The sequence below is a fragment of the Methanoregula sp. PtaB.Bin085 genome (assembly GCF_002067035.1).
GTDB lineage: Archaea > Halobacteriota > Methanomicrobia > Methanomicrobiales > Methanospirillaceae > Methanoregula.
Window position 1 is genome coordinate 13737 of record NZ_MVQB01000013.1, and the last position, 12558, is coordinate 26294.

Genomic DNA, 12558 nt, shown 5'->3' on the forward strand with positions numbered 1-12558 from the left:
GATATTAATTTTCACACAAAGCCAAAGTCCAGAGATATGATGTACGACATTCTCTGATTTTCAAGCCATGAGATTTAAGAAGGTCTTCAAATTTTCTTTTCGACCAGTGGTTGATATGCCCAGGAGTATTCCCTCCCGATCCAACGTATTTCGCGCGAAGGATATTGGCAAGCCGGAAATATGGTTCGTTCGGAACACTGAACAGGATATATTTTCGTGAAATTTTCCTGATGTTTTCGATTGCTTCGTCCGGGTTTTTGAGATGTTCCAGGACTTCGTTTGCTACGATCAGATCGTATTTTTTACAAAGGGATCCCAGTTCATAAACTGATACTGTAAAAAAAACACAGTCGGGAAATTTTTTACGGGCAGTATCGATGATCCTGGATGATACATCGGAGCCGGCAACCGGGATCCCGATAGCATTCAGGTGGTTGGTGACATACCCTTCACCACAACCAATTTCCAGTGCGGATGAAATTTCGGTTCTGATGGGACATAATATCCGATCAAGATCCAAGAAAAACCGAGTCATAAGAAATCTGACAATCGGATTTTTTGATTCATATTTATTATATAAATTTCCAGCGCCGTCAAATTCCTCGTTCATTGGATAACACCGCCAATTGATTCAGCCCGAATTCAAATGTCTCATATCCGACAACCGATAGATGCAGATTCTGGGCAAGCCTGAAAATATCCTGTTTATGAAAAATCATGTTGTGTTCCTTAAATGCGGAACTGCTGAAAATTCCTATGAATGAACCGATACGTAAAACTGCGTTTCCCAGTGGTGTTGGTGTTGTTATGACAATTTTTCCCGGGTTGTCCAGTCGTGTCACGAGTTCACCAAGTGTCTCGAAAGGATCCTGAAAATGCTCGATAACAGCCGAAAGGATGATGATATCATATTGTTCATGGTTACCTTTGAATTCCTCAAGAGAACAGAAAGACACATTTTCAGAAAAATGTATCTTACGGGCATTGAGAATTGCGGAGAAATCCTTATCCGTTCCGGTATACCGGGAAAACGGGATGTGGGATACAAGTTTTCCGTTTCCGCACCCGTAATCAAGAATCCTGCCACCCGTTATTGCGTTTCTGATCTGAAAGATCCGTCGTTTTTCAAGGTAAGGTGAGAGCAGCCCGGTGATCTGTCCATTTCTTCTTTCGGATTCTTCTTTCGCCAGCATGACAAGAATATATCCTACGAGTGAAGGGAACACGGTAATAATCATGAAAAGGACGAATGCAAATACGAACCCATCTGCGGAGTTTTCGCCCAGGATACTGAATGTAAGGGAACCTACCGATTCCCTGAGTCCGAGGCCTGCTATCGTCAGGGGGATGTTCCCGATCAGTACGATGAGGGGAATGGTGACGAAGACCCACGGGTTAAAACCGGCAGAGACTGCCACAAGGTATCCGATCAGACACGCGACAGCGTAATAGAGGAGAGCGAGGATAAAAGATGTGGTCATAAGGGGTATATTCCCGACCATGGACTGGATTGCATGGGTGAATTGTTCGCAGTCATCCTGGCTGATTCCGGCATACTTCGCAAGCAATCCAATCGTTTTTTTATTGGTCATCAGGAAAAAAACAACGGTTACCGCAACGAAAAAGAATGCTATCAGAATCCCAAGCCCGATGTTGCCGGGGAAAAAAACAAGAATACTCAGAGCGGATAATACGATCAGTGTACAGATATCGATCCCTTTTTCAAGAATAATTGTAGGAAGAGTTGTTGTTTTTCTCTCTTCAATATGAAAAACCCTGCCGATCTCTCCAAAATGTCCCGGAGTCACCAGTCCGTAGAAAGATCCTATGAGGAGGATTTTTATTGATTCAGAAAATGGTATGATTATTCTACAATAATTCAGGAACAGATTCCAGCGCAGGGTCCTGATAATGATCAGGGCCGGGACGAAAAGGAATGCTCCTGCAAGGTAAACAAGGTTCAGTGATGACAGCGTCTTCACAACCTCAAGGATGCTTATCCTTGAAAAGATGAAGCCTATCAGCACAACAGTAAAAAAAATCTTAAGAACCGTATTCTTTTTCATTTTTTAAGCCTGTAAAGGATCTCTTCGGATAACATCCGCTGTGTCCTGTTCATGTCGGCAAGAAGGGCGAAAAGCATTGAGAGCCCGCCGAGAATAAGAAGGACTGTGGTCAGGAGCGCTGAAGGGAGGTACGGGGTCACCAGTCCGGTATTAAAAAAATGTGCAATCACGCGGAAACCGAAAACGAGTCCCGCGACGATGAATCCAAGCCCGATGCTCATGAATACCATAAAAGGATGGTAGGTGCCGACACTCCTGAACAGGGTAATTCCTGCGTAACGGGCATACTGGAATATGCTTGATATCAGGCGGGAGGAATCTCCCCTGCGGTGGAATTCGACAGGAATCTGGGCGATCGGGATTTTCTTGTTTGCAGCCTGAATAAGCGTTTCCTGTGTATAGGTATAATCACCAGTCAAATGAATCCTTGCTGCAGCATCGCGTGAAAAAGCTCTGAATCCTGTCTGGGCGTCCCTGATGGGCAACCCCGTTATCATTCGGATAATACCAGTTGCAATTTTATTCCCCCACAGGTTCCCGCGGGGCATGTGGCTGATTTTATCGATCTGACGATCACCAAGGACAATCTCTGCTCTCCTTTCGAGAATCGGTTTAATGAGATGGGGAATTTCCCTGCAGTTATACTGCAGATCTGCATCGATATTTACGATTATGTCGGCCCCCATTGCGAGGGATTCATTCAGTCCATCCCGGAAGGAAACAGCCAGACCCATGTTGGTTGTGTGGGATAGTATCCTGTCTGCACCAGCCTGCTTCGCCTCTTCGGCCGTGCGATCGAGTGATCCGTCATTGATAACCAGGATACTGATTTCATCAATACCCTCAATTTTTTCAGGTATTCCCCTGATAACCGCCCCTACGGATTTTTCCTCGTTATACGCCGGGATGGTAATGATAAGTTTCATCAGGATTTATTAATTAAACTTTGGCGGACATTAATCCTTTGAGTCATTCAGATCGGGACGCGGTTGGGTTTTAAGCTAATACTATTATACTCAGAAATTACCAATATACCTGTAGTCAATGCCCAGAAAAGTACTCGTTACCGGCGGGGCGGGATTTATCGGCAGTAATTTCATCCATTACCTCTTGGATAGATATGACGATATTTCCGTCATCAACCTCGATGATCTGACCTATGCCGGAAATCTGCGGAATCTGGCCGATCTTGAAAAGGATCCCAGGTATTTCTTCATCCGTGAAAATATCTGTAATTTTCCCGGCTTGCAGACCGTTTTTAAAAAATTCGAGCCGGATTATGTCATAAATTTTGCAGCTGAATCGCATGTGGACCGCAGTATTCTCGATCCTGACATTTTTATCAGGTCGAATGTTCTTGGAGTTCAGAATCTGTTAAAACTGTCGTTGGATTGCGAAATAGAAAGGATGATTCAGATATCTACGGATGAGGTGTATGGTTCACTGGGCGAATCCGGGGTTTTTACCGAGAAAAGTCCGCTCGATCCCCGCAGTCCGTATTCCGCGAGTAAAGCCAGCGCTGACCTTTTAACTCTGGCATATTATTATACGTTCAATCTTCCGGTCAATATTACACGGTGTTCCAATAATTACGGCCCTTTCCAGTTTCCTGAAAAACTTATTCCCCTCACGATTCTTCATTGTCTCAAGGGAGAAAAAATCCCGGTGTATGGTGACGGCCTCAATATCCGGGACTGGATCCATGTTGATGATCACTGTTCCGCTATCGATCGTGTTCTTACTGACGGTATTCCGGGTGAGATCTATAATGTTGGCGCACAAAATGAAATGACGAATATCGAGATGGTGAATACAATTATCTGTGCTCTTAAAGAACTGCGCCCTGATTTACCTCTTACTGAAGATTCTATCGTTTTCGTTCCCGATCGGAAGGGGCATGATCGAAGATATGCGATCGATCCGGAGAAGATACAAAAGACCCTCGGCTGGAAATCTCGTATGCCCGTTTCCGAAGGAATTAAAACGACTGTCGAATGGTACCTCAACAATGTAAACTGGCTGGAGTCAGTTATCAATGCAGAATACCTTCATTATTATTCAGTGAATTACCGAATAGGTAATCCCTTACCGAAACTATGAACAGCAGAGAAAAATCAAACGACTGGCTCGATTCGATTAAATGCCATTTCAAGCGATATCCGGAACTGTATGGCGTTATTATCTGGACGATTTCGCCTGTATTCGTTTTCCGAAAAGATACTTACAGAAAATTACTGAAGTATATACGTCCCGGAAATAACAAAACAATTCTAAATATCGGTTCAGGTCCGTTCAAACTCGAAGACGATATAATCAATATTGATATCGCGGCATATGAAAACGTGAACATTGTGGCTGATGCGATGTATCTGCCGTTCAGAACCAATTCCATTGACGCTGTCATCACTATCGTAGTCCTTGAGCATGTCCCCGAGCCTGAAAGAGTTGTTGACGAAATGCATCGAATACTCAAACCCGATGGCATCATCTACACGCACGTCCCATTTCTTCAGGGTTATCACGCCAGTCCTCATGACTATTCACGGTGGACCGCGTCTGGTGTGGTTCAGCTCCACAGGAAATTTAATACAATTGAGACAGGTGTCGGTGCCGGTCCTTCATCCTCTCTTGTCTGGATTCTGACAGAGTGGTTTTCGATGGTTTTTTCTTTCAGGAGTGTTATCCTGTACCGGTTTTTTTTCATCATATTCACAATCCTGTTGTGGCCTGTAAAGTTTTTCGATCTCATCCTGATTGGAAATCCAATGGCTCAGAATATTGCCTCGACGTTTTATTATCTTGGGAAGAAGGTGCCGAATTCATGAAGGGAGTAATTTTAGCGGGAGGGACGGGAACACGATTGTACCCGTTGACTAAAGTGACAAACAAGCATCTGTTACCAGTAGGCAAAGAACCGATGATCTTCAATCCTGTGAGGCAGCTCATCAGCGCCGGTATAACTGAAATTCTTGTCGTAACGGGAAAAGAGCATATGGGCGAAATCGTCAGGTTATTGGGGAGCGGTTGTGATTTTAACTGCAGCTTTACATTCCGCGTCCAGGAGACTGCCGGCGGCATTGCCGATGCTCTTGCCCTTGCGAGAGTATTTGCCAACGGTGACCGGATTGTAGTGATTCTGGGAGATAATATCCTCACCCACAGCATCCGAAAATATGTAGAATCCTTTCAGAAACAACCTTCCGGTGCGAAGGTGCTCCTGAAAAGGGTTGGGGATCCGGAACGATTCGGTGTTGCCGCTCTCGACGAGCAGAAAAAAATGATCATTCAGATCGATGAAAAACCTGAAAAACCCAAAAGCGATTATGCCGTGATAGGTGTATATATGTATGATTTCCGTGTGTTTGACGTCATCCAAACCATCAAACCATCTGATCGGGGAGAACTCGAGATCACATCGGTAAACAACTGGTATGTCGAGCATGATGCGTTGACTTATAATATGATTAATGGTGAGTGGACGGATGCCGGGACCTTCGAATCACTCATGCAGGCTAACCGCATGCTGTTTGCTGTCAACAATATTATCCAGGATGATGAGGTTTGATGCAGGTCCCTTTCACCCGCCCCTATCTTGCCGGCAACGAACTTCTTTACATAGAGGACGTACTTACATCGGTGTGTCAGGGGGGGCACATCTCTGGTGATGGAAAATACTCTCGTATGGTCCACGAAACCATCGAAAAGACCTTTGGCGCCCGTAAAGCGTTATTGACAACATCCGGGACAACGTCACTTGAACTGGCTACGCAGCTTCTGGATCTCAAATTTGGTGACGAAGTGATCGTCCCGTCATATACGTTCTCATCAACAGTGAATCCAGTTGTTCTTGCAGGTGCAAGGCCCGTATTCGCTGATATCTGTCCTGACACCCTGAATATTGATCCGGATGAGATCCGGCGGAAAATCACAAAAAAAACCCGTGCCATTTTTCCCGTTCATTATGGGGGGGTATCCTGCGCTATGGACGAGATCATGGAGATCTCAGCCGACCATAAGCTTAGCGTCGTCGAAGATGCCGCCCAGGCTGTCAATGCGAGATACCGGGGCAGGTACCTTGGAACGATCGGCGACTTTGGATGCTATAGTTTTCACGAAACCAAGAACTATACCTGCGGTGAAGGTGGTGCGCTTCTCATAAATTCTGAGGATCCTGAGATCCTCGAGAGAGCAGAAGTACTTCGGGAAAAGGGGACGAACCGGAACAAGTTTGACCGGGGAGAAGTCGATAAATATACTTGGGTTGACATCGGATCGAGTTACCTTCCCAGCGATATACTTGCCGCCGTCCTCTACGCTCAGCTGGAAAAACTTGATGAAATCCAAAAGATGCGTATGGAGATTTGGGACACGTACAACAGGGCATTCAAACCGTTTGAGGAACGCGGAATGATCCGGTTGCCGGTTGTGCCCCGCTATGCGGAACATAACGCACACTTGTTTTATATAATATTCCGTGATGAAATGACGCGGGATTTGGTTATGTCCCGGCTCAAGAGTTCGGGGATCCGAGCGGTTTTTCATTACGTGCCTCTCCACTCCTCCCCAATGGGTTTGAAAATGGGAAGTCGGAAAAAAGACCTTCCGGTAACCGAAGAAATGAGCAGCAGGCTGTTGAGATTCCCGATATATGCGGGAATGGAACATGAGATATTGGAATATATCGTTCAAAAAACCATCAGTATTCTTAAGGAGTTGGAATGATATGCCGGATTATGACGCGATAAAAAAACATTGGGACGATCTTTCGGTCAATGAAGGTTCCTATAAGGCCTCTTGGGACGATTTTTATATGCTGCAGAAGGAACTATCTGAAATATGTCGCCATATTCAGGGCAACGAATCGATCTGCGACATCGGGTGCAATAACGGCTACTGCGACTTCAGGCTCCTATCTCAGTATGACAAGATCCAGATTACGGGTATTGATTTTTCAGAGAAATTAATTTCAGAAGCCAGTACACAGCTGGAGAAATCTGGATTCAAGGGCAGGGCATCGTTTTTTACCGGAAATATTCTTAATCCTGACACATTTCCGCAGCAAAAGTTCGATCTTGTCCTGATTAAAAGAGTACTCATCAATCTTCTGGATGAGAACGATCAGATCCTCGCGCTTAAAAATGTTCAAACTCTGTTGAATAGTAACGGACGGATAATTCTGTCCGAAGCCATTGAAGAAAACTGGGAGCGGCTCAATAGGCTCAGGAGGGAATTCGGGCTTGAAGAGCTAAAACAACCATGGCATAACCGGTATCTTTCAAAATCTGTTATTGATTTCATTTATACGAATTTCGAAGTTGAAACCGATGATGATTATTCCAGTTCCTATTACATCATTTCGCGTGTGTTCCATCCATGGATAAAGAAGATCAACAATGATAAACAACTGGAATATGTCAGCGAAATCAATCGAATGGCATCCATGGTTCCCAATTTCGGAGATTATGGTACTCAGCGGCTCCTGATATTATCCCTAAAAGAAATCGAGAGGAATCATGCAGAATAACACCGAGTATTCTATTGTTGTTCCGGTTTTTAACAGTGAGAAATCCCTCGAGGAACTGCTTACACGCCTCAATCGTCTCTTCCATCCCATATCAGAATCGTATGAAATTATTCTTGTCGATGATCGAAGTATAGATTCCAGCTGGGATATTCTCAAGAGACTTCATGCCGACAATTCAAAAATTAAAATAATCAGGCTTATACGGAATTTCGGGCAGCATAACGCATTGCTTGCCGGGTTGAATATCTGCACTGGAAAAATCATTATCACACTGGACGATGACCTTCAGCATCCCCCAGAAGAGATACCGAAGCTCATTGCGAAATTAAAAGAGGGTTTTTTCGTAGTTTATGGAAAATATCCCCCGGAAAATGACAGCCGTATTGAAAATTTTTTAAGTCGGCTGTACCAAAAGATCATCCATATAATTCTGGATATCCCCCAAGAAATTTTTATCTCGAGTTTTGTAATTTACCAAAGAGAGATTGTTCAGAATATTATCACAATAAAAAGTTCCTACCCTTTTTTACCAGCTATGACAGTACGATCTGCACCGGTCAGCAAAATTACGAATGTGGATGTTGCCCATCAGAAACGTAAAAAGGGCTCTTCCAACTATGGATTAATAAGATATTTCAAATATTCGCTGAACCTTATAATCAATTACTCTTCGATGCCCCTGGTTTTTGTCGCTTCTTTAGGAATCCTTCTGAGTATTTTCAGCATCTTTTTTGGATTCTGGATAATTATCCAGAAAATTATCAACCCCTCATATGGTATAATGGGCTGGAATTCCCTAATGGTAGCAATTTGTTTCCTTGGTGGGGCAATACTCATGTCCATGGGGATCCTTGGGGAATACCTTCGCAGGATCCTTGCCGAAACCTCCTATGGCCAGCAATATGTGATTAGTGAAATAGATGCATAATTATTATTCATGAAACAGGATCCACAATGACGGTCGATATGATGGATTCCGGCGATATCGAGGCGTTATCTGACATCTCTTCCAGGTACCCTTTCAAACCCTATTACTATTATTCCCGGTACCGAAGTTCAATTGGACGATATATGATCGCAGATATCAAGCAGCTAATGAACGATCGAAATACTTATTCCCTGTGCCTGAGGGAGCAGGGGGAAATAACCGCGTTTGCCGTCATTAAAAAATCATCAACCGAATCGCTTCATTTCAAGAAAAAGATGTTCGCGGTTGAGTATATCTTTTCTATGGGTTCGTTCCGAAATTCAGTCACTAATAAAAAAATGATGCTGGATTTTTTCAGGTCGGAAATCATGCCAGACTATGATATGATCTCCGCCAGGGTGGATTGCGGGGATTTATCAACCATCCATATCCTCGAACAGGAATCATTCAGAATGATGGATTGCCTGATTACCTATTCCTCCGCAACGTTTCGGAAAAAAATACCTGCAGCAGCCAACCCTATATCATTCGGTTATTTGAGAAATCTGATCGCGAAAAAATCATCAGGATTGCCAAAGACTCATTCACCCTTGATCGCTTCCACTCGGATCCGAATTTTCCGAAGGCTGAATGCGATACCTTATACGCGGGTTTCGCAAAAGATGCAATGCGAGGTATCGGTGCGGATGTTATCATGATAGCCGAAACGGAAGGAGACGTCGTGGGTTTCATAACTATCGAGAAGGAAAACCATAATCTGGCAAGATACGGAATTAAAATTGGTACATTCGTACTCAATGCAGTCTCACCTCAGTATCGGAATCTTGGTATCTACTCCGCATTGATAAAAAACAGTATTCGGTTTATCAGTAACTATGCAAATCTGGTTGAAGTCAGAACACAGGCCAATAATGTGCCGGTCTTCCATACACTTCTGAAAAACGGATTCCATCCAGTAAGAACCCAGATTACCTTCCATCATTGGAATCCGATAACGACATCCATAACCTATTAGTTTTGAAAAAAAATGAATGAATGAATTCGAGGATTTGAGTATGAGCCGGAATTTCTATATCATATTCATCATTCTTTCAATTCTGTTTCAGGCATTCAGCGGAATATTTGGGAAATATGCAGCGCTGTCACTCATCCCGTCAGGTCCGCTGGCAATCTTTTCGAATAGTTTTTACCTCCTTTCGATCGGATGCATGATCCTTCAGGCAATTGTCTGGCAGGTTGCACTCACACAATACGATATCTCGCTCGTCTATCCTTTTCAAAGCATAACAATGATCGTTGTTCTTTTCCTGTCCTTTCAATTATTCGGCGAGACAATTTCCGTATTCAATATCACCGGAATCGCAATAATTTTTATGGGAATATATTTTTTAAGCCGTGAGATCCCAGGAGGAATAAAGCAATGACAATGCTTTATTATGGTATTGCCGGATGTTCAATACTGTTAACCGGGCTTGCCCAGGTTCTTTTAAAAACTGGCGCCACACAAAAAAGCAGTGACGAGAACATTTACCTGAACAGGTTTACTCTCAGTGGTTATTCAATTCTGCTTCTCGTAACAATTCTGACGGTTTACTCCCTACAGGGCATCGAACTGAAAACATTCTACGCAGCTGCGTATTCTCTTGCAATTGTTATTGTGACCGTGCTTTCCGGGATTTTTCTCAGGGAACATTTATCCCGGAACAAACTTACAGGGATCTTACTGATCCTCATCGGGATCATTGTTTTTAACCTTTAGTTCATGAAAGAATGAGCATTATTTTATTTGATCCATTTCCAAATAGATTAATGAATTTTTCCGGAGTGCCTTGATGGATTCTGAAAAATCCCCTTTGATTGTTGAACTCTTAACCTATGTTGTTGCTTTTTTCAGTTCAATTATCATCGCCTCAGTCATATTGCACCTCTGGGCAGCAGATCTGGCCGTTCCATTCTCGTATTCCGGGGATGTCAATTCAATCGGGCTCTGGATAAAAAGTGTCATCGATGAGGGATGGTATTTCCATAATAGTCAGGTCGGGATGCCTTTCGGCCTCGATATGCTGGATTTTCCCTTCAATGCCACGTTTGAATTTCTGATAATCAAATGTGTTGCATTGTTTTCATCGGATTACGCCGTTATTCTGAATATTGTCTATCTGGCGTCGTTCCCTCTCACGACGCTGACTTCAGTATTTGTCTTCAGACAGCTGAAAATATCCCGCACGATTGCAGTTTTTGGAGGCCTTCTCTACACATTTATCCCATACCATTTCCTCAGAGGTGAGGATCATTTTCTCTTCTCGCAGTATTATTTACTGCCACTGGTTATTCTGGTAACAATCTGGATTGCCGGGAACGAAGATTTGTTGGGGAAAGGCCGGAATATGCCAAACTGGAAAATTATCATCTCTGTTTTCACATGTATTTTGATCGGTCTGACCACCGTGTACTACACGTATTTTTCCTGTTTTTTCCTGCTTGTCGGAGGATGCTATACATTTTTTGTATACCATCAAAAAAGAAATTTTTTTACCGCAATATCCTTCATTGTCATCGCGACTGTAATCATGTTTCTGTGCCTAACCCCGGCCCTGATCCATCAGCTTGAATATGGTCCGAATCCCACAGCGTGGCAGAGGACACCGGGTGATGCAGAAATCTATGGATTGAAGATTATCCAGCTGCTTCTCCCGATTCACGACCATTTCATTCCTACGTTCGCGGCTGCATCCGATAATTACCAGCAATACGCACCCCTGGTGAATGAAAATGCAACATCTTCCCTGGGCCTGCTTGGGAGTATTGGATTTCTGCTTTTGCTGTGGGGATTGCTCATCGGAAAATTACCGTTTGCTGGAATCTTTGGCACTGAGATACGGTCCGAATTCCAGTCCCTTTTCATAAAGTTGTCAGTCCTGAATATTTCAGCAGTACTTCTGGCAACAATAGGTGGATTTGGGGCCATAATTGCCTATGTATTCCCGTACATCCGTGGTTATAACAGGATAAGTGTTTTCATCTCATTCTTCTCAATCCTGGCGTTCATGATTTACCTGCAGATCATTTCCGATAAATACGGACATCGAAAGCATCTTACTGCAATATTCTTGATTGTCATTGTCTCTCTACTCATATTCGGTATCCAGGATATGTCAAATAGTCACTATGTCCCAGCCTATGACGCGATAAAAGCTGAATATCATTCTGACGATAATTTTGTCAGGCAGATTGAATCACATTTACCAGAAGGTGCCATGGTATTCCAACTTCCCTACATGCAGTTCCTTGGTGGGGGCCTCCCGAATAAGATTTTTTATTACGACCCCCTGAAACCTTACCTTCATTCCAGGTTCCTTCGGTGGAGCTATGGTACCATGATCGATCGGTCCGGGGATTTGTGGCAGAGGGAAATCTCTCAAAGACCTCTCGACTCCCTGGCAGAGTCATTGAGTTATTCTGGTTTTTCAGGAATCTGGATTGATACCTTTGGGTACAAGAATCCTGAAGAAGTCGTTGCCCGCCTTAAACTGATACTGGGTACGGAGCCGATATCGAGCGAAAATGGCCGGTACGTTTTTTTCGATATGCGGCAATACAACAAAAAACTGAGAGAGCATCTCACCGATCAGGAATTCCTGAAAAAACAATATCTCACACTCAACCCGATAATCCCCCGCTGGGGGCAGGGATTCTCTGTTTTTGAGAGCGACCCGGATAATAACTGGCGATGGGCTTCATCTTCTGGTACCGTTTTTTTTGATAATCCCACACCGGAAAACAGGGTGATACTTATTAATACAACCATACGGACCGGATGGTCGGAAAATGCCAATGTTACAATACAATCCAGTGAGTTCTCAGACACCCTCGCTGTTAATAATCTCGGTACGTTGTATGAGCGGAAGATTATCGTCCCTCCCGGGAGCTATTCCGTAACATTCCATTGCGATGCTGCAAGAGTACCTGTTTCAGATCCACGAAACCTCGTTTTCAGAATGGACAATTTCAAAACGCTGGAGATCATGTAATTTTTTTTA

At 43.7% G+C, this 12558-nt stretch carries 14 protein-coding genes; 11 read left to right on the forward strand and 3 right to left on the reverse strand.

Annotation, left to right across the window (positions count from 1 at the left end):
* Positions 1 to 4: 4 nt before the first annotated feature.
* From A4E33_RS00805 to A4E33_RS00815, 3 genes are read right to left on the reverse strand one after another with little or no spacing between them, the layout of a single operon-like run.
* Positions 5 to 610: a class I SAM-dependent methyltransferase gene (locus A4E33_RS00805; protein ID WP_292345505.1), complete on the reverse strand. Its 606-nt coding sequence runs from the start codon at positions 608 to 610 to the stop codon at positions 5 to 7.
* Entirely contained in the window at positions 594 to 2066 is a 1473-nt protein-coding gene (locus A4E33_RS00810) for a flippase-like domain-containing protein (protein ID WP_292345507.1), read from the reverse strand. Before A4E33_RS00810 ends, A4E33_RS00805 begins: the two co-directional genes overlap by 17 nt.
* Positions 2063 to 2992, reverse strand: coding sequence for a glycosyltransferase family 2 protein (locus A4E33_RS00815; RefSeq protein WP_292345509.1), 930 nt, complete (start codon positions 2990 to 2992; stop codon positions 2063 to 2065). The genes A4E33_RS00810 and A4E33_RS00815 overlap by 4 nt, the downstream gene beginning before the upstream one ends.
* A gap of 118 nt (positions 2993 to 3110) precedes the next feature.
* On the opposite strand from A4E33_RS00815, the gene rfbB reads away from it, so the two are divergent.
* From rfbB to A4E33_RS00870, 11 genes are all read left to right on the forward strand, one after another.
* Entirely contained in the window at positions 3111 to 4166 is a 1056-nt protein-coding gene (rfbB, locus tag A4E33_RS00820) for a dTDP-glucose 4,6-dehydratase (RefSeq protein ID WP_292345511.1), read from the forward strand.
* Entirely contained in the window at positions 4163 to 4891 is a 729-nt protein-coding gene (locus A4E33_RS00825) for a class I SAM-dependent methyltransferase (RefSeq protein ID WP_292345513.1), read from the forward strand. The genes rfbB and A4E33_RS00825 overlap by 4 nt, the downstream gene beginning before the upstream one ends.
* Entirely contained in the window at positions 4888 to 5631 is a 744-nt protein-coding gene (locus A4E33_RS00830; RefSeq protein ID WP_292345515.1) for a sugar phosphate nucleotidyltransferase, read from the forward strand. The genes A4E33_RS00825 and A4E33_RS00830 overlap by 4 nt, the downstream gene beginning before the upstream one ends.
* Positions 5631 to 6788 (forward strand): dTDP-4-amino-4,6-dideoxygalactose transaminase, encoded by a 1158-nt coding sequence (rffA, locus tag A4E33_RS00835; protein WP_292345517.1) that lies wholly within the window; start codon positions 5631 to 5633, stop codon positions 6786 to 6788. The genes A4E33_RS00830 and rffA overlap by 1 nt, the downstream gene beginning before the upstream one ends.
* Position 6789: 1 nt before the next feature.
* A complete protein-coding gene (locus A4E33_RS00840) occupies positions 6790 to 7590 on the forward strand; it encodes a methyltransferase domain-containing protein (RefSeq protein WP_292345519.1) in 801 nt (266 codons plus the stop codon).
* Positions 7580 to 8518 carry a glycosyltransferase family 2 protein gene (locus A4E33_RS00845; RefSeq protein ID WP_292345521.1) on the forward strand — a complete coding sequence of 313 codons (939 nt, stop codon included), beginning with the start codon at positions 7580 to 7582 and terminating at the stop codon, positions 8516 to 8518. Before A4E33_RS00840 ends, A4E33_RS00845 begins: the two co-directional genes overlap by 11 nt.
* Before the next feature lie 143 nt (positions 8519 to 8661).
* On the forward strand, positions 8662 to 9216 hold the full coding sequence (locus tag A4E33_RS00850) for a hypothetical protein (protein WP_292345523.1): 555 nt from the start codon (positions 8662 to 8664) through the stop codon (positions 9214 to 9216).
* Positions 9213 to 9533, forward strand: coding sequence for a GNAT family N-acetyltransferase (locus A4E33_RS00855; protein WP_292345524.1), 321 nt, complete (start codon positions 9213 to 9215; stop codon positions 9531 to 9533). Before A4E33_RS00850 ends, A4E33_RS00855 begins: the two co-directional genes overlap by 4 nt.
* 16 nt (positions 9534 to 9549) lie before the next feature.
* Positions 9550 to 9942, forward strand: coding sequence for a hypothetical protein (locus tag A4E33_RS00860; protein WP_292345525.1), 393 nt, complete (start codon positions 9550 to 9552; stop codon positions 9940 to 9942).
* A complete protein-coding gene (locus A4E33_RS00865) occupies positions 9939 to 10277 on the forward strand; it encodes a hypothetical protein (RefSeq protein ID WP_292345527.1) in 339 nt (112 codons plus the stop codon). Before A4E33_RS00860 ends, A4E33_RS00865 begins: the two co-directional genes overlap by 4 nt.
* Positions 10278 to 10350: 73 nt before the next feature.
* On the forward strand, positions 10351 to 12549 hold the full coding sequence (locus tag A4E33_RS00870; protein ID WP_292345528.1) for a hypothetical protein: 2199 nt from the start codon (positions 10351 to 10353) through the stop codon (positions 12547 to 12549).
* Positions 12550 to 12558: the final 9 nt, after the last annotated feature.